Consider the following 25,623-nt stretch of genomic DNA (forward strand, 5'->3'; position numbering starts at 1 on the left):
CGTATTGCTATATCGTTTTAAGCCATTTGGTTGAATATTGGAGCAAAATAACCGTAACCAATAACCAAAAGGTTAAGGCACTCAGCGCTAGTAGCTCATTTGACAGAACAGTATCTAATGTTTTAAAACGATAATTAAAATCGGGTTGTTCTGCCCAGTTGGATTTGCTAATGGCTAGCGGTTTCTCTTCATCGCCAGGTTTAATGTTGCTGATTTTCTCAATCTGTAGCTTATTCATCTTTTGAGCGAGCTGATAGCGGTAAGCTTCTGCCTGATGCTGAAAATCGACGTAGGTATTAAAATCAGATGCGGTTAAAGCCATCGAAATATTTTTCAATGATAAATAAGGGTTTAAGAAACCCGTGATTGTAGTCATGCTGTTCTGCTTTTTGAAAATTTTGTTCAGATCATTCTGGTGGCTACTGTAAATTTTTGAGGTAATCTTTTCACCTTCAGCCATAATATAGCCACCATAGTTAAAAGGAAGTTTTTTAACATCATCTACGGCATAAGCTTTCAGAAGCGAATCCTTAATGGCCGCGTAATGTGGGTCGTTAGGATCATGGCTATCACCCTGCTGATGAACTTCTGTCGCAATGGCATCTGCAAACTCTATTTTAGACGGCGAAGGATGGATCTTTACCCCAACCGCCTGGGTGATGCGTGGCATAATCACCATAAAAAATATCCAGCAGGCCAATAAGGTAATCAAAGCGGATTTAGAACTGCGGGCAAAGGCAGAAACCAAAACCGTAACGGCTGACATGATGAAAAAATAGATGGCATAAGTTAAAACCAGGAGTAACAGACGTAAGACTGAATCCATACTGATTTGCCAATGACTTAATGATGCCCATAACAAGATGGTGAGCAGGATAAGCGGAATAAATATAGAGAGGCACACGCCGATAATTCCCATAGTTTTCCCCCAAAGAAGCTGTCTCCAGCTTACGTCCTGGCACAACAGGATTTTTAAGGTACCCGATTCACGTTCGGCCGATATACTGTTATAACCTAAAAAGAAAATGAGTAAAGGCACCAACAATTGTAATACCATGGCTACACTGATTTCGCCAAAGCTTAACATACCGTTTGTAAAACCTGCTTCGCTAAAATTAACGGTATTCTGTTTGTGTGCCTCTAAAAAAATAGATACCCCTGCAAAACTTTCTATGCCAAAATCGAAGAAACTGAGTTCATGTTTTTCGCGAAAGGCGAGGTAGCCATAGTGCGCCATCCGGTGTGGATGTTTATCTGGTTTGGCTAACCATTGTGCCCTGACCAGCGCTTTATAATGGAGCCGTTGATTATTTTGCATTTTAAAGTTTTGCCAGCCAACATAAGTAGCCAAACAGAGTGATAAGCCCAATAAAATTGTTAAGGCTAATGTTGCTTTATTGTTAAATGCGGCTTTAAATGTTTGTTTTGCGATAGTGCTTATTCTACCCGACATTATATTCTATAGGTTACGTTAAACATTACATTTCTTGGCGTGCCAGGGAAAAGACGCAGGTAGTTTTGCGCACCTACCCAATAGGTTTTATTTAAGATGTTATTTACATTTAAGGCCAACTGCACCTTTGAGCCGGCCGGCGAATAATAAGCTGCGGCATCAACAAGGGTATAGGCTGGTAATGTAAAATCTCTGATGTATAATGGAAGTTTAGTACCGCTATATTGTAAACCTGCACCAAAACCAAGGCCCTTCAATTTTTGAGTTTCAAAATTATAACGTGTCCACAAACTGGCACTGTGCTTTGGCGTGTTCTGCACCCGTTGACCAATCAAAGCCGGGTTGAAATCATCCATAATAATAGCATCTATATAACTATAGCCTGCATTGAACTGCCAGTTCCGGCTGATGAAACCTGAAGCTTCAAACTCAAATCCGCGGCTTCGCTGTGCGCCACGTTCAATTAAACGGTTCACATCCAGAGGGTCGTTGGCATTCATCAACAGGTTTTTCTGGTTAATTTCAAAAACCGAAACGTTGACCATTAAACTTTTATTCAACCATTCTGATTTTGCGCCGATTTCTTTTAAGTCGCTGGTTAGGGGTTTAAAGTTTGTGCCTGCAGGTGGCGGTACAATAACCAGTGAAGTGGTATTGCCCTGTGGTTGGTAACCCTGTAAATAACTTCCATAAAGGTTAGTGTTATCGGTCAACGCATAGGTTAGCCCAACTCTCGGTAAAAGCTTCTGCTGATCGATCTTCTTTTCTGTTGCCAGTTTGTAATTGCTGTAATCTTCGTACCATTCCTGTCTCAGGCCCAGGGTTAAAGTGAGTTTACCGTATCTGATCTGGTCCTGAAAATAAACCGCATTAACTAAATTATAGGCCGGGGGGATTTCAGTTTTGGTAAAAATATAATCGCTTAAATTTTTGATCGTATAACTTGGGTTAGTAAGGTTGAAATGCTCAACATTAGGTACAGGTGCATTCACCCCATTCACCATTTTAAATAAATAGAGGTCTTTTTTTGCCGGGTCATACCTGCTGGCAATGGTACCATCTTTTAGGCGGTAACCCTGTGCCGCATTTTCGCCGCCGCCACGTAGTTTCTGGGTATTGATCCGGTCGTAGCCGATTACCATTTTATGGTTTAAGTGAAATGTATTGGCGTTTATACTGAAATAAGTACTTAAATTATCGGTACTCCACTTTTGCTGGCGCTGAACTGCCCGCATAGCAGCAAGGGTGGGGATCGGTTGATTGTTTTCATCAACACCAAAAGCATTGGTGGTACGATGTTCCAAAAGATCTTCATTCCAGTTTTGCTTCATATAAGCCACATTAAATACAATATCCTGGTTAAAGCGATGAGAAAAATTGGTCATCAACATTAAATCCTGGGTGTTAAAACGATCATTGCTGGCACCCATATTAAAACTGATGGGTGTGCTTTTTAAATCGGTTTGCCCGGCAATGGCGCCAAAAATAGCCTGGCCACGGTCCAATCTCGAATTGCTGTTGTTTAGCACAGCCTCTACATTTAAACTGGTACGCTCATTCGGGATGTACGAAAACGAAGGGGCGATTATATAACCCTTTCTGTACTGGAGGTCCCTGAAACTTTTGCTGTCTTCATATCCAAGATTCAGCCGGTAAAGCACGGTTTTATCCGCATTTAAGGGGCCTGTAAAATCTAATGCGCCACGTATCGTACTAAAACTTCCGGCCGAAATGCTGATCTCCCTGCGGTCTTCTGCCAGCGGCTTTTTTGTCACCAGGTTAATACTTCCACCCGGGTCTACACTCGAAAAAGTAGCACTTGCCGGACCTTTTATCACCTCAATCCGTTCCAGGTTGTTGGTTAATGGTTGGTTAAAATAAAATTGGCGGGTACGCATGCCGTTAATAATGGCACCTTCTTCATTTTGGTTGATCCCCCTGATGGAGAATTGGTTGTAATAACTGCTTTGCGATACACTGGTTACGTTTTTGATGGCATCAGCTAGTACAGCAGCCTGCCTGTCGGCAATTAATTCTTTCGAAACCGAAGAAATAGCCTGTGGAATGTCTTTGTTTAAAGTGGCCGTTTTTGTGGCTGAAAAGGAATAATTACCGTAATATTTCTTGCCATTGGTGCCTACAACTTCAACGGTTTGTAGTTCTTCATTTAAAGTTTGCAATACAATGGCATCAAGATTTAAATTGCCTGTCTGGTTTATAGGATATATGCGGCTAAAACTGCTATAACCAATGGCACTAACCGTAACCGCATAACTAGCTGTTTTAGGTAAAATAAGCGAGAAATTCCCTAAAGAATCGCTCATTGTATTTAATTGATCTTTGCCATTTTTAAATTTAATGGTGGCTTTGTAAATGTTTTGACGCTCTGTATTGATTACTTTCCCGCTTACTTTGATCTGGGCAATGGCTTGAATGCTTACCAGATTGAGCAGGAAGAGTAGAAAAAATGCAGCGGCACCATAAAGTGCCTTATGTTTTGGGTACATGAAGTGGATTTGATTTATTTATATGGTTTGTAAGTATAGTTCCTGCAGGTCGGTTGCGTTAATCTCGCTTGCTTTAAGGGTATGGATTAATTCGCCCTGTTTCATAATGCCGATGTGCGAGCCTACATTTACGGCATTAAAAATATCATGCGTCGCCATTAAAATAGATTTACCTTCTGCAGCCAATTGTTTAACCAATAGGGTAAATTCGGCTGTGGCTTTTGGATCTAAGCCACTGGTTGGTTCATCCATTAAAATAATTTTCGCGTTTTTAGCCAGGGCGATTGCAATACCGACTTTCTGGCGCATCCCCTTGCTGAAACCGGACAGGTTTTTATGGTGAGCCGATTCTTGCAAACCACATTGATTTAGAAAATTGGTCAAACTCCCGGTTTCATAATTAAAACCTGCAAGTTTTGAAAAGTAATCAAGGTTCTCTATGGCCGAAAGGTTACCGTAAAGCATCACCACTTCAGGAATGTAGGCAAGGTGTTTGCGGCGCTCGTGATCATGCGCATCCAGCGCTTTGCCATCGATTAAAATTTTACCCGCGCTTGGTTCAATAAAACCAAGAAATAAATTAATGGTGGTCGTTTTGCCTGCACCATTTTGGCCCAAAAGGCAAAAAACCTCGCCGGCGTTAACAGTTAAATTAAGCTGGTTCAGAGCCTGATAAGCTCCATAATTTTTAGATAATGAAATAGCTTGAAGCATAAAATATATAGGAAATATAGGCGCATGCCGGATACAGCTGCACATTAAACAAAATAAATTTGTCGGATAAATAAAGTAAACCTGATTTTGAGGTTAGGCCATTAAACTTGGCGGCCCTTTATTGCTAAAAGATAGAATATAAGCAACAGGTTGCTTTATGAGGAAAACACTGGGTTTAACACCTGGTTTATTTATAGGTAAAAGAAATGCCAGCGGTAAAGGGCGATCGAAAAAGTACGATTGGTGTTTCAGCACTTCGCAGAGCTTACAGGTTAACTTTGCCGAAACAAGTTGCGCGTTGTATTTTGAATGCGATGTATGGTTTACGGAATGTTTCGCTGCGTGGTGGTGTAGACTTTCGACCAGTGTAGCATTAAGAAATACCCCTAATAACAAGATTGCCCATATGCGGGAAAAAATTTCGCGGCGGTATTTATATTTCGAATGCTTCAATGCAACAAAGTTACATTTAAAAAATTAAAATCAAACCTTTTAATAGGATTGGTTGTAAGACTGATGTTTCAATACTTGTAATCAGTATGCTAAATGGAACTATGGCGGTAGCGTTAAAATAAAAATGGTTCATGCAGACACGACCCATGGCTATGTATATTTTCGACTCAATATCGTCACCCTGAATTTATTTCAGGGTCTTTAGTTTTGGTATCTGATGTTACCCGTGGTGTCTGATGTTACCATCTGACACGAAAAAAATGTTGCATTGATGTGGTTAGCTTTTTAATATCAAGCTTAATCATTCTGTTTTTTTAGAAAAGCAATACCTGTGGTGCTTCGGTTACTTTGGCCCCACCTTCTGCTTAATTCCGGTAAATTAATCACTAAATATAATAATGTCTAAATCTTGATTATGGAAAATTATCTGTTTTTTTGGAGCGCAGTTTCCTGTGCCTGTCGGTTGGGTTCTGTCCTGCTGTGCGCTCTATCCTTTTGGAAAAATTATTTTTTAAACAATTTTTCTAAGCCAAAAGGGATGCCGCTCCCATCAGGGCTAGTTAACCCGGGACATCACATGGAAGATGTAAAACGGATGACGGAATGCGCTCTGCATAGATCAGCGTTTTCTGCGTGATCAATGCGAGGATAACGCTACCGGTCGGGTTTAGTTAACCCAGGCCTCGGCGGTGTTTAATAAAAATGGTTCGTGCAGACATGAACCATAGCAGTGGTTACTTTAGCCTCGCTCTCTGCTTAATCCCGGTAAATTTATCACTAAATAGAATACCCGTGGTGTCTGATGTTACCATCTGACACGAAAAAAATGTTGCATTGATGTAGTTAGCTTTTTAATATCAAGCTTAGTTATTCTATTTTTTTAGAAAAGCAATACTTGTGGTGCTTCGGTTACTTTGGCCTCGCCCTATACTTAATCCCGGTAAATTTATCACTAAATAGAATGTCTAAAGCTTGATTATGGAAAAGTATCTGTATTTTGGAGCGCAGTTTCCTGTGCCTGTCGGTTGGGTCCTGTCCTGCTGTGCGCTCTATCCTTTTGGAAAAATTATTTTTTAAACAATTTTTCTTAGCCAAAAGGGATGCCGCTTCCATCAGGGCTATTTAACCCGGGACATCACATGGAAGATGTAAAACAGATGATGGAATGCGCTCTGCGTAGATCAGCGTTTTCTGCGGGATCAATACTGGGATAACGCTGCCGGTCGGGTTTAGTTAACCCCGGCCTCGGCGGTGTTTAATAAAAATGGTTCGTGCAGACACGAACCATAGCAGTGGTTACTTTGGCCTCGCCCTATACTTAATCCCGGTAAATTAGCTGGTAAATAGAATAAAGTTTAAACCGGGATAACCCTGTCGCTCGCCCCGCCAGCAAACTATCGTGTGGACACATCTTTTAGTTTGTTTTTTTAAACGCTTTGCTAGCTTGCTTTAATAGATTACAGGTTTTACCGAAGAACGCCGTCAATCCCAAGAGCCTGAGCTATCAAAAAAACAGTTGCAGGAAAGAACAAATAGCATTACCAAACCTTAAACGCAGTGGTTTTGTGTTCATAATACTAATTTAATTGTTAAAGAGAATTGAACACAAAACGAAGTGCCGCTGTTTTTTTGATGTGAGTGTGGTTGTGTGAAAGGCTCCTAGCTGGATTGACAAAGCGCTTTGGGTACTTTGGCGCTCCAAAGTACCATGCCCCCGCGGCATAGAGCGGAAAAACAATATTTTTGTTGAAAAATAATTTTTCTTAATCAACGGAATTAATAGTATGAAAGATGCTGACCACGAAGTAGCTACAAGGCAATCGAAAACCATATTTCTCTTTGTAAAATAAATTCAGCATGACGATCGCCTTAGAACTAAGTGCTAAAGAACAAATAATGGCTAACAGAGATGTGTACACACGATAGGCCTGCAACGGGCAGGGGTTTAGTTAACAGAGGCCTTTCGATTTATCGAATCCTTGTATTTTTCTGATTTTTTAGGTGGTCTGTGGGGACACAGACCACGGCGATAAGGATACAGACCACGGTGGTGTGCTTCGGTTAGGGTAGTCCCGCCCTTTGCTTAATCCTGGAAATTTATCACTAAATACAATAATTCCTAAACCAGGATAACGTTGCCGGTCGGGTTTAGCTAATTCATGTTCATCTGATACCTGTTTTTTGTTCTGATCACTCAGGTAGCCTGTGAGGACATAGACCACTGCAATAAATAACGGCAATAAAATGAAAATGGTCCATGCGGACACGAACCACTGCTATGGAAATAGTGAAATCCTCCGTGTCAGTCCGTGTTTCCGTGGCAAAATATAAACAGCTTATGATCGGTGGTGTCAGATGTTCCCATCTGACACATAGTAAGTTAATATCACTTAGAACTCAAAGCGAAAAAGACTCCGTGAAGCACCTTAATTATATCACTTGAGACTTCGCTTAACTTTAAGTTAACACCGGTATCTTTTCTTTGCTCCATATTGCCTGATAATTGCTTTTAAGATGATTAAACACATTGGTTTACTTATATTTTTTGTTGTCTTGATTTCCAATGTAAACGCCCGGGAAGATCGGTTTGAATCGATTATTGCACAGAATCAAAAAGATCCGACTACAGCCCTGGCTCAATTAAAGAGGATCTATGCCAAAGCTATTGATGATAGTGATGAGTTATTAGAAGGCAAATGTTTACAGCAGATGGGCAAAATTTGTTATACACAAGGCCACTTTAGTCAATCTTTAGAGTTCTTTTTAAAAGCAGACAAGATATTTGGTAATGCCAATCAACCATTGTTATTGGCAGCCAATCTTAATGATGCCGGCGTGCTTTACTATTATATGAAACAGAAAGATAAGGCCATGAATAGCTATCGTAAAGCTATTGATCTCTATAAAAGATTGAATAATTTAACCGGACAGGTAACAGTATTGGGCAATATTGGGCAGTTGTACGAAAAAAGGCAGTTTTATGATAGTGCGTTTTATTATCAAAAACTGGCTCTAAACATAACCGAAAAGCTTAACAATAAAAGCGAAGCTGCAAAAATACACGAAAACTTCGGGAGCATATATGAAGATCTGGAGCGTTACGATTCCGCTTACATACATTTTAAACAGTCACTGGATTTATATCAAAAAGACCGGAATAAGCTGGGAAGTATTGAGGTCATTAACAATTTAGGCGATATTTTGCGTAAAACCGGTCGGTATAAGGAAAGTATTGTGCAAACCGAAACGGCTCTAAAACTTGCCGAAAAAATGGGCAATATTTATCAGTTAAGTTCCTGCTGCAGAGATTTAGGAAAAGCCTATGAGTTATTGAACAATATGGACAGCGCCTATCATTATGTAAAACTTGGTTATAAATATACTATTGATCTGTATTCGGTAGATGGAGCCAGGCAGGCCGCATTTTTGCAGGTGCTTTACGATATCAATAAAAAATCGGATGAAATTATCAGATTAAAAAGCGACCGGAAGGTAAACCGGATTATTGCTTTTTCTTCTGCCATTGTGGTGATATTATTGGTTGTTTTGGGTTTTGTGATTTTCAGCAGGCAACGTTTAAAGTTAAAAGATCAACAGATGCTGGCCAAGCAAAAGGCCATAGAACACGATATGACCAGCCTAGAACTCAAAAATCTTCAGCTCGAAGAACAAAATCTAAAACAATTACTGGAGGTAAAAAGCAGGGAGTTATCTACTCATACTTTAAATCTGATTAAGCATAACCAATTTCTGGAAAACCTGAGAAGTACCTTGCAGGCGATGGTGAAAGAGGATAAACGCGATCAGAAAAAGCAGATGAGCCAGATCCTAACCGAGATTAACCAGAGCTTTAACCACGAGCGCAACTGGAAGGAATTTACGGCGGCTTTTGAGCAGGTACACCATCAATTTCTGGAAAGCCTTAAAAAATATAGTCAGGAGCTTACCTCAGCAGATATGCGCTTAATCGCGTTGTTAAAAATGAATCTTGATTCGGGAGACATTGCCACCTTGCTCGGTATATCTACCGATAGCTTAAGGGTGTCAAGATATAGGTTAAGGAAAAAGCTAAATCTGGCTCAAGGCGATAATTTATCCGCATTTATCCAGGCCTTATAACCGTTACATCGATGGCTATCTACTGCCTGTTTCTAATGGTTTTTAGGGCTTAACAATTCGTTAATGTAACGGTAATAAAAGCATAATGGCGTTTTTTAATGTGTTTAATTGTCTTATTTACAGTTATTTGTTTCTTTTTGTTGCTTTTTGATATATGCCTGTTGTAACGCTGTTGCCTTTATGTAACCCTTAACATTTTCTGATGTAATCTGGCGTGTACATCTTTGCCCTGTCGATAATAAAAAGACAAGACCAAACGCAATGAATAAACCATTACAAATTCTGTTTTTACTTCTTTTTTGTGCAGGCACAGTTCATGCCACAAAACTAAAGGGCCATGTTTACGATAAGCAAACCGGCGAGGCCATTGTAGGTGCAACAGTGGTTTTAGAAAATCCAAGGCGCATAACCAATACCGGATTAGACGGTACTTTCGAATTTAAGGATGTTAAAGTTGGTACGGCTAAAATCAGCATAAGCTATGTTACGTACAAAACCATCGAAAAAACATTCGTGATCCTGAAAGAAGATAACGATCACTTAAAGTTTTACATGGAAAGTGATTCGAAAATCCTTGACGATATTACCATTAAATCCAATACGGTTAGTTCTACTGATCAGGGGGCTAGACGCTTAGAAAAAAATGCGCCACAACTGATGAACATCGTATCAGGCAGGGCGATTGAAATTTCACCTGATCTCACGGTGGCGAATGTGATGCAACGTATTTCGGGTGTATCCATAGAGCGCAACAGCAACGGCGATGGACAGTACGCGATATTAAGGGGGATGGATAAACGCTATAACTATACATTAGTCAATGGTGTTAAAATCCCTAGTCCGGATAATAAATACCGTTATGTTCCGCTCGACCTTTTTCCTGCTGATTTACTCGATCGTTTAGAGGTGTACAAAACCCTTACCCCAAATTTAGAGGGCGATGCTATTGGCGGTGCGATTAATATGGTGATGAAAAATGCACCGGGTTTGTTGCAGGTAAATGCCAATGTTGCTACTGGTTATAGCCAGTTGTTTTTCGATCGTAAGTTTACCAGCTACAATGCTTCGGATATCAGTTATAAATCGCCTTATGAAATAAACGGCAGAACCTATAATGCTACACAGAACGATTTTACCAAAGGAACGCTTGATTATAAATATAAAAACCCTGCACCTAATCTAATCGGAAGTTTATCTTTAAGTAAACGCTTTTTGGATAACAAATTAGGCGTAGTGTTAGCAGGAAGTTATCAAAATGCCTATCGCGGAAGCAATAGTACCTTCTATAATAATTCCGTTGTTGGTACAGATGCTTATGCCACCATTACCAGTAAAAGTTACCGTGAATTTTCGGAGCAGCAACAACGTACAGGTTTGCACGGGAAAGTTAATTATGTTTTTAACAAAAACCACCAGATCAGTTTTTACAATGTATATGTTAACCTGAAAAACCAGCAGGTTAGGGATGCCGTAACTACTACTTATAATAAAGATTATGATCCAACAGCAGGAAATGCACAGTTGGTTTTCGATACCCGTAGCCGTTTAACTGAGCAGCAGATTTACAATTCAACGTTGCATGGCGACCATCAGTTTTTTAATGATAAATTTAAGGTGCAGTGGTCGGCTGTTTATTCTTCTGCCAAAAATGATGTGCCTGAAAATACCAGTATCAGTTTAAATGGGTTGGAACAGAATTTCCAGCGCAAACGCACCAGCTTGGTGAATACCAACCCGGTTACCCGCAGGTGGGAGCGTAATACCGACGAGGATGTGGCAGGTTATCTGGATCTGACCTACCATGTTTTAGCAGGTAAGCATAAATTGGATGTTATGGCTGGAGGTTTATACCGCGATAAGCAAAGAAGCAGCTTCTTTAATAACTACAATATGGCCCAGGCCGCAGATCATGCAAATGATGTTTACGGTGTAAATTTCCAAAATTATACCGATCTGAACCTGGTGGTAAGCAATCCAACCGGCGCTGTAGCCAATTCCCTTACCTACGATGCCACGGAACAAACCACTTCCGGTTATGGAATGTTTAAATATAATTCAGCTAAATTAGAAGTAATTGGTGGTGCAAGAGTAGAGCATACCAATCAGGGTTATCACCTTCTTTTTGCCGCAGGAGAATCTTTTCCAAAAGGAAACCAGGTTTACACCGATGTATTGCCGAGTTTAACCGCAAAATATTTCTTAACGGAAAAAGCACAGTTACATGCCTCTTATTATAAGGCGCTTAACCGCCCGGGTTTTTATGAAATTGTACCTGGAAAAGTGGTAAATGAAGAATTTCAGGAACGTGGTAATCCTAATTTGCAACGTGCTCTGGCTGATAACTTCGATTTAAGGTACGAGCTTTTTCCCGGCGCTTCCGAGCAATTATTGGTTGGTGCTTTCTATAAAAGGATAAAAATCCAATTGAATATACTTTTCAAGCCGATGCCGTTCGCGGTCAGGATATTTATTACAGCCCGGGCAACTTTGGTACGGCAAATAACTACGGAGCTGAGGTAGATTACATCAAATATTTTAGTAAAATAGGGGTGAAGGCCAATTATACTTATACCCATTCGCGTATTAATACCACTAAAACCACCAGGGTAATCAATAACACTACCGGAGATACAGAGCCCGCAAATGTGAATCAGGAGCGTCCGCTTTATGGTCAGTCGGCACATATTGCTAACCTGTCTATATTGTTTAAAGACACTAAAAAAGGCTGGGATGCTCAGGTTGCAGGTGCCTATACGGGGCCACGGATCAACACGGTTTCGCAATTCTTAAACAACGATTTATGGCAGGAAGGATTTATCCAGGTTGATGCCGCTGCAGAGAAGCGTTTTAAAGGCGGAATAAGTGTTTTTCTAAAAGCCAATAACATTTTAAATACCCCGACAAAACTATTTATAAAAGGTACAAATCCCGCAAATAACGATATCAAAGAAGATTTGGTTAAAAACGGAAATACCTTGATCAGGAGCGATTATTACGGCCAGAATTATCTTGTTGGCTTTAGGTATAAGTTTAATTAATAGCATTTTAAGAAACAAAGACATGAAATCAAATCAGATTTTTAAATTATTAATCCTTGTTGTGCTAGCCCTGGCAGGATGTAAAAAAGCCAATATAGATGTGGATACCACTGTTATTGATGGTTCGGCAATCGGGGAGGTTTCCGGGGTTTGGGCAAAAGGCAGTACACAGGTAATTAAAGGCGATATTGTCATCCCTGAAGGGAAAACCCTGACCATTGAAGAAGGGGTGACGGTGCTGATGGACACAGTTGCTAAACCAGAGATTGTGATAAAAGGTAACCTGTATGCACTTGGAACTGCAGAAAACCCAATCAGGTTTACGGTAAATGAATTTTATAAAACTGCATCAAAAAAATTCGGAAAGCTTTGGGGCGGTATATTGGCCGGGCCAACGTGCGAGGAACTGGTGCTTGATCATGTAATCCTCGAATATGCTGGCTCCACTACTTCGGATGCTTCTACATCCGTAAAAATGGGGCTTTATAAGGCCAAGGCCGGAGAAAATCTGCCCGCACTCTGGTTTGCCAATGCCAATGGCAAATTAGTGGTTCAGAACAGTATTTTCAGGAACCTCCAGGAAGATTGTACCTATATTGAAGGTGGGAAGATTATTTTTGCCAATAATGTGTTTTATACTACGGGTGTGACAGGAGGGGAAGCCATGAATTTTAAATCGGGCTGTTTAGCAGATATCGCTTATAATCTGGTTTATAGCACCAATACCAATGCCTTAAAATTATCCAATACAGGAGATAAAACGCCGCAAACCTATATTATTGCGTATAACAATACCCTGGTGAATACAGGGTGGAGAAGGCCAACGGCCAAAGGCGGATCAATCTGGCTGGAAAGTACCGTACGTGCCGATCTGTATAATAACCTTTTTGCAAATACCCGTTTTGGCGTAAAAAGAGATCCGAAAAAACCTGAAGACAGCCGTTCTGCTTATGGCAATAACTGGTATTATGGTTTTGATCAGGCCACTGTAAATCAGTTTCAGCCAACAGGCGATATTGTAGGTGGTAAAAACGATGTAATCAGCAATGTGGCCGGTGCAAATGATCCTAAATTTGTGAATTATCCTTTAAACACGGCAGTTACCAATGCCGATTTCAATACCGCATGGGATTTTCATCTGCAGGGTAACTCACCCGCTTTAGGCAAAGGCATCACTAACTTTAACCGTCATCATAAAGGAGGCATTGTAATGAAAAACGGAATTACCTATATCTCGCCTTCACCATCTACATTTGTTGGTGCATACGGAACTAAAATATAAAAATGAAATACAACCATATTTTAAAGTTTGCCGCTTTTGCGGTTTTAAGCCTGGCCATTTCTTGTAAAGGAGGTGCGCAAAATGGAAATAGTACTGTCGTAAAACCCTTATATGTATCTGACCCTGTCGATTTTGATACCGATGATCCTGCAATCTGGGTAAACCCAAGCGATCCTGCACAATCTTTGGTAATTGGTACCGATAAAGATACCAATGGTGGCCTGTATGTTTTCGATCTGAAAGGTAAAATCATCCAATCCAAAACGGTTAAGGGTTTAAAGCGACCTGATAATGTGGATATTGCCTATGGTTTGCAGCTGGCTGGAAAAAAGACAGATATTGTAGTGACAACTGAGCGTTATACCCATAAACTGCGTATCTTTTCCCTGCCGGATATGAAGGCAATTGACAATGGCGGAATTCCGGTTTTTGTGGGTGAAACAGGAGCAGAGTACCGTGATTTGATGGGAATTTCGATGTATACCGATCCTGCTGGAAAAATTTATGCCATTGTAGGCCGTAAAACCGGCCCTAAAAATGGAGGTTATCTTTGGCAATATGAATTGACAGATGACGGAAAGGGTAATGTCAAAGCAGATTTAGTGCGGAAATTTGGATTGTATAGCGGGAAAAAAGAAATCGAAGCTATTGCCGTTGATAACGAATTGGGCTTTGTTTATTATTGCGATGAGCAGGTAGGCGTACGCAAGTATTATGCAGATCCGGCCAAAGGAAATAAAGAACTGGCATTGTTTGGACAAGGCGATTTTGCCGTGGACAATGAGGGTATCGCCATTTATAAAACACCAGGCAATAAAGGATATATCCTGGTGTCTGATCAGGGTGCCGGGCAGTTAAAAGTATATGACCGGGTGGCCAGGAAAAATACGACCCATCCGCATCCGCTATTAACCACCATAAAATATTCAGCTAATCAAACAGATGGTATTGATGTGGTTTCAGTTCCACTAAATAAAGATTTTAGGCATGGTTTACTCGTCGCCATGAGCGATGATAAAACCTTTCACTTTTATAGATGGGAGGATATAGCGGGTAAAATATTGACTATTGCAAATCCATAACATTAATATTTATTTTTTGTAAAGCAATTGCAGAAGCGGTTGGGTTGGTTAAGTCCAGGTTCTGACAATTTGAAGGAAACCGGTATTCCGCTTAGATTGGGTGTAGGGGCGATGAATAGTATTAATATGGTGTTGACATAAACCCCGTCCACTGCAAGCGGGTGCGCGGTCTAGTTAAGTTAAGCTTTTTTAACCACAGATGCACACGGATAAATGGATTTTCATATCTGTGTGCATCCTTTCTATCTGTGGTAAAATTATTTTTGTGATGGCGAATGGTTTGCCCTGTTGATATAAACCCTGCCCGTTGCAGGCGGGTAATCAATGGGGTTAAGTTTAGGAGAAACAATTACCGCCCTGAACCTGTAGAAGGCCAAATTTTTTCGAATAGTCAAGATCTTCGATAGACTCACGCTTAGAAGTGATCATTATTAAGGGGTATTCTTAACCATTCCGTCCTTTCGAGTGGATTGCAGCTTAGTCGGGAAATCTGTTTCAAGATAGATATCTCCATTTCACTGTGTTCCGGTAGACATGAGCAAGCCCCACTTATAATGACAATTGTAGCTAACTAATATTAAGTATTTTTCCTTTTTTTATTGATATACGAATATGGCTTGTCGTTTTTAACTTGATTTTTGTGTATATTTAATTGATTATTAATATGTTATTAATAAATTATCGTAAAACTTAATTAACAAACTCATCATGGACAAACCAAGCCAAACAAAAATTCAACTATTGCATCCCGATTTAAGGGAACTGGCAATAAGTACGTTTTCTCAGGCGGAAGCTAAATTAACGGGAAGATCTAAACCGCGGATAACTGCAACCCTCAGAACATTTAAAGAGCAACAGGATTTATATAATCTTGGCCGAACGGTAGTAAACCCTGATGGTAGATCGGCCAGCAAGCCTATGGGTAATATTGTTACCAATGCAAAAGCTGGTCAATCGATACATAATTACGGTTTAGCACTTGATTTTGTGCTGGTTATTGATGGAAAAGATACCTCATGGAATATGGTTAAAGATTATGATCAGGATGGGCGTAGCGATTGGATGGAAGTGGTTAATGTTTTTAAGGCCAATGGCTGGGAATGGGGTGGTGATTGGGTAAGCTTTAAAGATGGCCCACATTTACAGCACGATTATGGGTATACCTGGCAACAATTACAGGCTAAAATGATTGCTGGCGAACAAAGGAACGGTTATGTGATTTTGGACAGGCCGCCGGTAGTGGTTCCAAACCTTTATCGTACAACAACTGCTCTAAATTTTAGAACCGGACCATCCGTTACCTCAGAAAAGATAAAAAAGATCCCGGTGATTTTAAAGGGCGAACATGTTGCAGAAATATCCCGCGACGGGGAATGGAGTTTGGTAAGTTACGAAGAGATCCAAGGATATGTTAGTAATAAATACCTTTCGAAGTAATCCAATTGATTTAAGCCAAAGATATACACGGATCTACAGGGATTTTATATCTGTGGTTAAATCTTAAACCGCAATATTATTCGATAATTTATATTCAGACGGGGTAATTCCCGTCTGCTTTTTAAAATATTTACCAAAAAAGAGGAATTGCTAAAACGCAGTTCCATGGCTACTTCCGAAATATTCATTCTGTGGCTCGTTAGTAATAATTTCGCCTCCCTGATGACCATTTCATCAATGATTTCTCCCGCTGTTCTATCCGTTACATGTTTCACTACTTGTGATAAATGCCTGGGTGTAATGCGTAAGCGGTTGGCATAATAAATTACACGCTTTTCCTTTTTGAAATTTTCTGATACCAGCGATAAAAACCGGTTCGTAAGCTCTGTTTTGCTATCATGCACAAAAGGCATTGCATCTTTCTGTTTGTGCTTTAACAGAAAAATATCATACAAGAGTTCTAAAAAGCTGTTGTGAACAATGTTTTTAATCTGAGGCGTGTCTTTAGGTACATTCAGTTTTTTGTGTATGGCAAGCATGTCATAATAAATGAATGTATGCTCTTCTTTTGATAATGAAAATTTATGGATAGGATTGGTCTGGAACATTCTGTAAGCTTCGCCACTGTTAAAAAATACCCCCCTGGTTTTTAAATAACTTTTGCTAAAATGAATACTGATAAATGAAACCTCGCTGTTATCTCTTATTTCATAAACAGCATGCGGAAAAATGAGTAGAATATCCCTTTGGTTTAATACATGTTCTGTAAAATTTATCCTGAGGTTCATTTTCCCTTTGGTGATCAGGATTAGCGCATAACTTGATACACGGAACGGCTCGGAACTGCAATAATTGGGGTCTGTGCTATGATGGATTTTAGCCATCAGACCATCATTTAAAGACAGCGCTTCCTCATGGTCTTTTTCAGAAAAAGTTTTGGTGAGTAAATCTTCTTGCATAAAAATTGTTCCGTATTTTTAATCATTTCTTAACAGATCCAATCATCTTTTGCACCACAATTTCATCCACCCTATTTGGATAGTTTTTGCCCCCTTATCTATCGGATTTTTGATCTGGCAAATGTAATGTTCAGAATTAATTTTTCAAGAATATTTTTTTTAAATGACTAATTTCTGATTGATTTTTACGTTTTTGATTAATAATTTAAATAAATTAAAATGCTTTAAAACAGTTATTTATGTTGTTTAAGCGCTTTTTAGTCTACTTTTTAACTTTTTTACTATTTTATAATAAAAGTCAGAATGTCAATTAGTCAATTCATCTAAATGTCACATTTTGCCTATCCAACATTTTGACCAATATATCCCACATTTGAACCTTTTTTTGGCTTCACTTACGCACTAAAATTGTGTGATCAAATCATTTGGTTAATGTTGCCTTAATCTACGCTGTTGATTTTAATTTTTAGAAGTAGCATTCAGGTTGCAGATCAATGTTTCAGAACGGGTTTTAAAAAACTGAAGAATATAAGTGTTCAGCATGCGTAAAAAATTACAAGATAGAATTGCCTCTTTTAAGGATGCAGCGGTGATAAAAGAAAAAGGATTATATCCTTATTTCAGGTCCATAGCATCTGGTCAGGACACCGAGGTAGTAATCAATGGGGAAAAAGTACTCATGTTTGGTTCAAATTCCTATTTGGGTTTAACCAACCATCCCAAAATAAAAGAAGCCGCTAAAGCAGCGATAGAAAAATACGGAACCGGCTGTGCAGGATCGCGGTTTCTGAACGGTTCGCTCGATATCCACCTCGAACTTGAGAACCGCCTGGCCGAATATGTAGGCAAAGAAGCTGCAGTACTTTTCAGTACCGGTTTTCAGGTCAACTTAGGGGTAATATCCTGTTTGTTAGATCGTAACGATTATCTGCTGCTGGATGAGTATGATCATGCCTCTATTATTGATGGTAGCCGTTTGGCCTTTTCGCGCACGATTAAATATGTGCATAATGATATGCAGGATCTTCGTCGCAAATTGAGCCGTTTACCTGAAGATGCTGCGAAACTGATTGTTTCTGATGGTATTTTTAGCATGGAAGGTGATCTGGTTAATCTTCCTGAAATGGTGGAAATAGCCAACGAATTTGGCGCCAATATTATGATGGATGATGCACACAGCCTCGGTGTAATCGGTTTTAATGGATCTGGAACAGCATCTCATTTCAATCTCACTGAGGATGTAGACCTGATTATGGGCACTTTTAGCAAATCGCTGGCCTCACTGGGCGGATTTATTGCCGGTAATACAGAAACCATCGAATATATTAAACACCGTGCCCGTTCACTCATGTTCAGCGCCAGTATGCCGCCATCAGCTGTGGCCAGCGTGATTGCTGCGTTGGATATCATTGAATCGGAACCTGAACGGATTGATCAGCTTTGGGCCAATACCGAATATGCGAAGAAACTTCTGCTTGATGCCGGTTTCGATATCGGGCACAGCAACAGTCCGATTATACCCATTTACATCCGCGATAACACCAAAACCTTTATGATTACGAATATCCTTCAGCAAAACGGGGTTTTCGTTAATCCGGTAGTTTCGCCAGCTGTTCCGTCAGATTCATCTTTGATCAGGTTTTCTTTGATGGCTACGCACACTTTCGATCAGATTGAATCGGCCATAGCCAAGCTAAGTGCAGCTTTTAAGTCCGTTAATGTAGAATTAGTCGGGAGCCAATCATGAGAGAACTGGTAAAGGTTTCCGATAAAAAAGCATTGGCTGCGTTTGTAGATTTTCCGCACGATTTATATGCGGGCGATGTAAATTATGTGCCCGAACTTTTCATTGCCCAGCGCGATCTGCTTAGCCCCGGAAAACATCCTTTTTACGAACATTCTGAAATACAGCTCTTTTTGCTTTATGATGAGGGTAAAATAGTTGGGCGGATTGCCGCCATCAACAACACCAATCATAATAAGGTCTATGAATCGAGTGATGGCTTTTTTGGTTTTTTTGATTGTATCAACGATGCCACAGTAGCTAAACAGCTTTTTGAAGCAGCAGAGGATTGGTTAAAGCAAAAGGGATTGACCAAAGTTTTAGGACCGGTAAATTTTTCTACCAATGAAGTATGCGGCTTGCTCATAGAAGGTTTCGACGGCCCTCCGGTAGCCATGATGCCTTATAATGCCCGGTACTATCTGCCGCTTTTGGAACAGATTGGGTTTCAGAAAAATGTTGATTTAAGGGCCTACCGGTACACCGCTGGCAATTATAGCGACCGGTCGGTGAAACTGATGGACAGGATTGAGGAACGTTTGAAACGGAATGACATTATTCTGCGCAAAATCAACATGAAGAAATTCAAGGAGGACTGTAATGCGGTAAGAGAGGTATACAACAAAGCTTGGGATAAAAACCTGGGTTTTGTACCGATGACGGATAAAGAGTTTGACTACACGGCAAACGATTTAAAACTCATCCTTGATCCTGAATTTTGCATCCTGGCCGAGCAACATGGCAAGATTATAGGTTTTGCTTTAGCAATACCCGATATCAACCAGATTTTGATCAAAATTAAACGCGGAAGACTATTCCCAACGGGGTTGATCAAGCTTTTAGCCAATAAAAAGAAAATTGATGGGATCCGTATTTTATTGCTTGGCGTGGTAGATGGTTACCGTAAAATGGGGATCGAAGCCTGTTTATATGGACGGATTATCAAACATTTTGAAGCTAAAAAGATGAAATATGCGGAGGCGAGCTGGACTTTAGACCATAACGAGCTGATCAATAAACCCATTGAAGATATCGGTGGAAAGTTATACCGGAAATATAGGATTCTAGAGAAAGCGATATGAAAAAGCGGGTGTTGATTACGGGAGCAACGGGATTTGTGGGTTATCACCTCATTAAATCCGCTTTGGCCAACAATCTGGAAGTATTTGCCAATGTACGTAACAATACAACTGCAGGTCATCTTAAAGATTTTGAAATCAATTATGTAGATCTAGATTTTGAATCGATCTATTTGCTGAAAGAGAATATTGAAGAGAAAAAGTACGATTATATTGTACATGCTGCTGCAGTAACCAAGGCAAAAAAATTAAGCGATTACAATAAAATTAACGCAACCTATACCAGGAATTTGGCGGTAGCTGCTTCAAAATCCACACATCGCATCAAGAAGTTTGTATTCATCAGCAGTTTGGCGGCACTGGGACCTTTAAAGCAAAAAAATGAAAGGCTAACGGATAATGGTGCTTCAAATCCGGTAACCAGTTATGGGATCAGCAAGGCATTAGCCGAAACATACCTGGCCCAGATTTCGGATTTACCCTTAATTATAATCAGGCCCACTGCGGTTTATGGTCCTCGGGAGAAAGATATTTTCATACTGATCAAAACTATAAAGGCTGGGCTGGAGCTTTACATTGGCAAGCAGGAACAGGAACTCAGTTTCGTGTATGCTACCGATCTGGCCGATCTTATCATTAAGGTACTCGCTTCTGATGTGGTGGGCAGGGCTTATAATATATCAGATGGAGCAGTATACAAGCGCTCATCGCTTGCTCATTATGCAAGGAAGGCCTTAGGCAAAAAAACAGTAAGGTTAAATGTACCTGTGCCATTGATTAAAGGTTTGGCCTGGTCGATGGAGCATTTATATGGCATGTTTAATAAAATACCCGCATTAAATGTAGATAAGATAAAAGAAATCACGGCGCCTAACTGGGGCTGCGACATTAAAAATATTCAGAATGATTTTGGTTTTGCTCCCCGGTTTGGCCTGGAACAGGGGCTAAATGAAACCATCAACTGGTACCGTAAAAACAATTGGTTATAAGATTTTAAATAAAATAGAATGAAAGAACAAGTAAAAGCAGCTGAAGGTAAGCTGGGAATATTAATGCCGGGATTAGGCGCCGTAGCAACAACCATGATCGCCGGAGTTGCTGCAATTAAAAAAGGCATCTCAAAGCCGATCGGTTCTTTAACGCAGATGGGTACGATCCGTTTAGGTAAAAGAACAGAAAAAAAGGAGCCAAAAATTAAAGATTTTGTTCCTCTGGCCAATCTGGAAGATTTGGTTTTCGGTGGCTGGGATGTTTACGAAGATAACGTTTACGAAGCTGCTTTAAACGCCCGCGTATTGGATGCCAACCTTTTACGCGATGTACGCGAAGAATTACAGGCCATTAAACCGATGCGCGCTGCTTTCGACAGAAACTACGTAAAAAACCTGGATGGCAAATATGTAAAAGATATCGATAACCGTTATGAACTGGCTCTGGCTGTAATGGAAGATATCAAAAACTTTAAAGCTGCAAACAACTGCGACCGTATTGTACTGGTTTGGTGTGGCTCTACCGAAATTTATTTCGAAGCGTCAGAAGTTCACGAATCACTTGCTGCATTTGAGCAGGGTTTAAGAGATAACGATCCACGTATCGCGCCAAGTATGATTTATGCTTACGCGGCATTAAAATTGGGGATTCCTTTTGCTAATGGTGCGCCAAACTTAACGGTAGATATTCCTGCTTTGATCGAACTGGCTAAAGAAACCAATACCCCAATTGCAGGTAAAGATTTTAAAACCGGTCAAACCTTGATGAAAACCATCTTGGCACCTGGTTTAGCGGCACGTTCGTTAGGTGTAAACGGTTGGTTTTCTGATAATATTCTGGGTAACCGCGATGGTTTGGTGTTAGATGATCCGGATAACTTCAAGACCAAAGAAGTATCAAAACTGGGTGTACTTGAAGATATCTTTAAACCGGAGCTCAATCATGATCTGTACGGCGACATGTACCACAAAATCAGGATCAACTACTATCCGCCTCACGGTGATAACAAAGAGAGCTGGGATAACATCGATATTTTCGGTTGGTTGGGTTACAAAATGCAGATCAAAATCAATTTCCTTTGCCGCGATTCGATTTTGGCCGCACCGATAGTATTAGACCTTGCGCTGTTTATCGATCTGGCTAAACGTGCAAATATGTCGGGCATTCAGGAATGGTTATCATTCTACCTGAAATCGCCACAAACAATTCCGGGTGTGCCTGCAGAAAACGACATTTTTAAACAGTTAATGAAACTTCAGAATACCCTGCGTTACATTATGGGTGAAGAATTGATTACCCATTTAGGGCAGGATTACGAAGAAGAACTGATAGAAACAGTATAGTGTTTATCCACAAATTTCTTTCAACGGCTTTGGGCATTGGCTACATCGGTAAAGGTGCCGGTACTTACGCTGCAATAGCAACGTGTATTTGCTGGCACCTTTCCCAGGGCCCTTATACCAATCCATATTTATGGCCTATACTTTTTACCATGTTCATTGTAATGATTGGGGTAATGAGTGCCGATAGGGTGGAGGAGATTTGGGGTAAAGACCACAACCGGGTAGTAATTGATGAAGTTGCCGGAATGTGCATTACATTACTGCTTATACCTTTAAAATGGCAATATACCCTGATCGGCCTTATTCTTTTTAGGTTTTTTGATATTCTTAAACCATTTGGCATCCGCAAATTAGAAGAGCTGCCAGGTGGTTGGGGGGTAATGGCTGACGATGTGCTGGCTGGAATTTATGCGAATATTATACTGCAACTCATCGTTGTTTTAGCAATATTTTAAACCTGATGTTCACTTTCCTAAAAGCACAGGCATCATCCTTAGTGGCCTCGGCAACAGATTTCGGCGTGACTATTATGGCCGTAAATCTTTTAGGATGGTGGTACCTGGCAGCCAGTATAACAGGCACGGTAGCAGGTGGTGCCGTTAACTTTTATGTAAACCGTAAATGGGTTTTTGAAAGTGAATCTACAGCCATTAGGTGGCAGATATTAAAATATATTTTGGTATGGGCCGGCAACCTGATCATTGTAACCTCGGGGGTATTTATGCTCACGCATTTTTTTAATCTCAATTACGTACTCGCCAAAGTCTTGAGCTCCGTTTTAACGGGTATCAGCTACAATTATATCATGCAAAAGCAGTTTATTTTTTCAAATTAAATGAAACCGATTTATTCATTTTTATTATTCGTTACGCTCTGTTTTATTTTGCAGGTAAATGCCTTTGGCCAAAGAACTGTTGTATCTGGTACCGTACGCGACGCAGTAACCAAAGAAACGCTGCCTAATGTTTCGGTTTTCTTTAAAGATACCCAGATTGGTACACAGACCGATGTAAACGGGAAATATTTACTTGTTTCTCCAAACCCACAAAATGAGATCAGTTTCAATTATGTTGGTTATCGTAGTGTTCTTAAAAATACCGTTCCATCCGCAACGCAGGAACTGGATATTGCCATGGTACCCGATTCGAGAGTCTTGGATGAAGTGATTGTGGTGGGCGGTAAAAAGACAAAATATCGAAATAAAGATAATCCCGCGGTGGAATTGATCCGGCAGGTAATTGCGCATAAAGATGAAAACCGCATTAAAAGTTATAATACAGTTTCTTTCAGGCAATATGAAAAAATGCTCTTCTCACTGAGCAATGTATCAGATAAGTTTAAGAATAAAAGGATGTTTAAGAATTATCAGTTTCTGTTTCAGGAGCAGGATTCGACATTAATCGGAGGGAAAAATCTTCTTCCGATTTATATTCAGGAGCAACTTGCCGATCATTACCTGAGTAAAGATCCGGAAAAGAACAAAACGATCGTAATCGGAGAAAAACAGGTCCAGTTTGATAGCCGATACATTGATAATAAAGGAATGAAATCCTATTTCGACAGGATGTATCAGGATATTGATATTTATAAGAATAATATCTCCGTGATCAGTAATGAATTTTTGAGTCCTATTGCAGATGGTGCGCCTAATTTTTATAAGTTTTTCATTACCGATACCATTAAAACACAGAAACCTGAAATAATAGAAGTGTCTTTTACCCCGCGTAATACCGGCGATATGTTGTTCGAAGGGAAGATTTACGTGACCAATGATAGGCATTATGCGGTTACAGGAGCCTCTTTCGGTGTAAACAAAAATATTAACCTCAATTTTGTACGTGCACTTAAAATCGATCTGAATTTTGAACAGAACGATAAAGGCAAATACAGTTTGAGCAAAAGCAGTTTACTGGCCGATTTCGGCATTGGTAAAACCAAAGGTATTGGCTTTACAGGCGAGCGTTCGGTTACTTTTAAAAATTACCGGTATGATACCGTGCTGCCTGATACGATTTTTCAAGGGAAAAGCAGCGTAGTACTGGCTGATGCGGCAAAAAAAGACGATACATTTTGGGAGAATAACCGGTTAGATACCATTTCGAAGAACCAGCTGAAGATTTACAGCAATATTGATACGCTGCAAAATCTGCCATCTTTCAAGCGGACCATGAAAATCGTGACCCTTTTATTTGCAGGTTATCAGAATCTTGGCCCCTATGAAATAGGTCCGGTAAACACCTTTTATAGTTTTAACAATGTAGAAGGTTTAAGGCTACGGTTTGGTGGCCGAACCACTCCAGAATTGAGCAAACGTTACTATTTCGAAAACTATCTGGCTTATGGCATTAAAGATGAGAAATGGAAGTTTTTCCTTTCCGGTACCTATTCACTGAATAATAAATCAATCTACGCATTCCCTCAACATTATATTAGGGCTAGTTTTCAGCGCGATACTAAAATACCCGGACAAGAGTTGCAGTTTGTACAGGAAGATAATTTCCTGCTCTCGTTTAAACGTGGCGTAAACGATATGTTGTTGTATAACGATTTTTACCGTTTGGATTATGTGAAGGAGTTCGAAAATCACTTTTCTTATAACCTGGGTTTCAAAAAATGGAGCCAGACACCGGCCGGTGGGTTAAGTTACCTGAATACAAATAACCAGTTGGTAAACCGGTTAACCACCAGTGAAGTTTCTGTTCAGTTAAGGTACGCCCCGAATGAGAAATTTTACCAGGGGAAGATATACCGCGTGCCCATTGCCGATCGTTATCCCGTATTTAATCTCCGTTACACCGCGGGTTTGAAAGGCGTTTTGGGCGGTGAATATAATTATCACAACCTGCTGGGAAGCATCGATAAACGTTTTTATTTATCGCAGCTGGGTTATAGTGATGTAACGGTAGAGGGCAGCTACATTGCCGGAAAAGTGCCTTTTCCTTTGCTGGATATCCATCGTGCCAATCAAACCTATGCTTATCAGCTTAACTCATACAACTTAATGAACTTCCTGGAGTTTGTAAGTGATCATTACGTAAGCATTAATATCGATCATAATTTTAATGGCTTCTTTTTTAATAAAATGCCGTTGATCAAGAAATTGAAGTTGAGGGAAGTGTTCTCATTCAAAGCCCTGTATGGTGGCTTGCGGAATGAGAATAATCCGAATTTTCAAACCGGATTATACCAGCTTCCGGTTTACGAAAATGGTGCACAAAGAACTTATGCATTGGGCAATACACCCTATATGGAAGGCAGTATCGGTGTAGCTAACATCTTTAAGTTATTGCGGGTAGATCTGGTAAAACGCTTCAGTTACCTCAATAATCCGGAAGTTTCTGAGTGGGGGATCAGGGCAAGGGTAAAATTTGATTTTTAAAATAA

General features: G+C 40.1%; 15 protein-coding genes and 1 pseudogene. 12 read left to right on the top strand and 4 right to left on the bottom strand.

Annotated features, from left to right (window positions below):
* Window positions 1-7: 7 nt before the first annotated feature.
* From DV942_RS20330 to DV942_RS20340, 3 genes are read right to left on the bottom strand one after another with little or no spacing between them, the layout of a single operon-like run.
* A complete protein-coding gene (locus tag DV942_RS20330; RefSeq protein WP_145860567.1) occupies window positions 8-1,453 on the bottom strand; it encodes an ABC transporter permease in 1,446 nt (481 codons plus the stop codon).
* Entirely contained in the window at window positions 1,453-3,960 is a 2,508-nt protein-coding gene (locus tag DV942_RS20335; protein WP_145860570.1) for a TonB-dependent siderophore receptor, read from the bottom strand. Before DV942_RS20335 ends, DV942_RS20330 begins: the two co-directional genes overlap by 1 nt.
* A gap of 18 nt (window positions 3,961-3,978) precedes the next feature.
* The gene (locus DV942_RS20340; protein ID WP_145860572.1) at window positions 3,979-4,674 is read right to left on the bottom strand and encodes an ABC transporter ATP-binding protein; all 696 of its coding nucleotides are present in this window, start codon (window positions 4,672-4,674) and stop codon (window positions 3,979-3,981) included.
* Between the two features lie 2,967 nt (window positions 4,675-7,641).
* Between DV942_RS20340 and DV942_RS20345 the strand changes: the two genes are divergently transcribed.
* The 5 genes and pseudogenes from DV942_RS20345 to DV942_RS20365 all read left to right on the top strand — a co-directional run bounded on the left by DV942_RS20345 (window position 7,642) and on the right by DV942_RS20365 (window position 16,085).
* Window positions 7,642-9,246 (top strand): tetratricopeptide repeat protein, encoded by a 1,605-nt coding sequence (locus DV942_RS20345; RefSeq protein ID WP_145860574.1) that lies wholly within the window; start codon window positions 7,642-7,644, stop codon window positions 9,244-9,246.
* Window positions 9,247-9,507: 261 nt separating this feature from the next.
* Window positions 9,508-12,284 (top strand): annotated as a pseudogene (locus tag DV942_RS20350) (TonB-dependent receptor domain-containing protein).
* Between the two features lie 22 nt (window positions 12,285-12,306).
* Window positions 12,307-13,566 (top strand): right-handed parallel beta-helix repeat-containing protein, encoded by a 1,260-nt coding sequence (locus DV942_RS20355; RefSeq protein WP_145860576.1) that lies wholly within the window; start codon window positions 12,307-12,309, stop codon window positions 13,564-13,566.
* Window positions 13,567-13,568: 2 nt separating this feature from the next.
* Window positions 13,569-14,648, top strand: a complete 1,080-nt coding sequence (locus DV942_RS20360) for a phytase (RefSeq protein WP_145860578.1) — start codon at window positions 13,569-13,571, stop codon at window positions 14,646-14,648.
* A 708-nt stretch (window positions 14,649-15,356) separates the two neighbouring features.
* Entirely contained in the window at window positions 15,357-16,085 is a 729-nt protein-coding gene (locus tag DV942_RS20365) for a M15 family metallopeptidase (RefSeq protein WP_090985144.1), read from the top strand.
* 56 nt (window positions 16,086-16,141) lie between these two features.
* On the opposite strand, the gene DV942_RS20370 is transcribed toward DV942_RS20365, so the two are convergent.
* On the bottom strand, window positions 16,142-17,044 hold the full coding sequence (locus DV942_RS20370; protein ID WP_145860580.1) for a helix-turn-helix domain-containing protein: 903 nt from the start codon (window positions 17,042-17,044) through the stop codon (window positions 16,142-16,144).
* Between the two features lie 541 nt (window positions 17,045-17,585).
* Between DV942_RS20370 and spt the strand changes: the two genes are divergently transcribed.
* From spt to DV942_RS20405, 7 genes are read left to right on the top strand one after another with little or no spacing between them, the layout of a single operon-like run.
* Window positions 17,586-18,791 carry a serine palmitoyltransferase gene (gene spt / locus DV942_RS20375; RefSeq protein WP_145860582.1) on the top strand — a complete coding sequence of 402 codons (1,206 nt, stop codon included), beginning with the start codon at window positions 17,586-17,588 and terminating at the stop codon, window positions 18,789-18,791.
* Entirely contained in the window at window positions 18,788-19,909 is a 1,122-nt protein-coding gene (locus DV942_RS20380; RefSeq protein WP_145860584.1) for a hypothetical protein, read from the top strand. The genes spt and DV942_RS20380 overlap by 4 nt, the downstream gene beginning before the upstream one ends.
* Window positions 19,906-20,895 carry an NAD-dependent epimerase/dehydratase family protein gene (locus tag DV942_RS20385; RefSeq protein WP_145860585.1) on the top strand — a complete coding sequence of 330 codons (990 nt, stop codon included), beginning with the start codon at window positions 19,906-19,908 and terminating at the stop codon, window positions 20,893-20,895. Before DV942_RS20380 ends, DV942_RS20385 begins: the two co-directional genes overlap by 4 nt.
* Window positions 20,896-20,913: 18 nt before the next feature.
* Complete coding sequence (locus DV942_RS20390; protein ID WP_145860587.1) at window positions 20,914-22,239, top strand: inositol-3-phosphate synthase; 1,326 nt, start codon at window positions 20,914-20,916, stop codon at window positions 22,237-22,239.
* Window positions 22,239-22,694: a phosphatidylglycerophosphatase A family protein gene (locus DV942_RS20395; protein WP_244950758.1), complete on the top strand. Its 456-nt coding sequence runs from the start codon at window positions 22,239-22,241 to the stop codon at window positions 22,692-22,694. The genes DV942_RS20390 and DV942_RS20395 overlap by 1 nt, the downstream gene beginning before the upstream one ends.
* 5 nt (window positions 22,695-22,699) lie before the next feature.
* Window positions 22,700-23,074, top strand: coding sequence for a GtrA family protein (locus tag DV942_RS20400; protein WP_090985131.1), 375 nt, complete (start codon window positions 22,700-22,702; stop codon window positions 23,072-23,074).
* On the top strand, window positions 23,075-25,618 hold the full coding sequence (locus tag DV942_RS20405) for a DUF5686 and carboxypeptidase-like regulatory domain-containing protein (protein WP_145860591.1): 2,544 nt from the start codon (window positions 23,075-23,077) through the stop codon (window positions 25,616-25,618).
* Window positions 25,619-25,623: the final 5 nt, after the last annotated feature.

The organism is Pedobacter suwonensis (assembly GCF_007833675.1).
Classification (GTDB): domain Bacteria; phylum Bacteroidota; class Bacteroidia; order Sphingobacteriales; family Sphingobacteriaceae; genus Pedobacter; species Pedobacter suwonensis.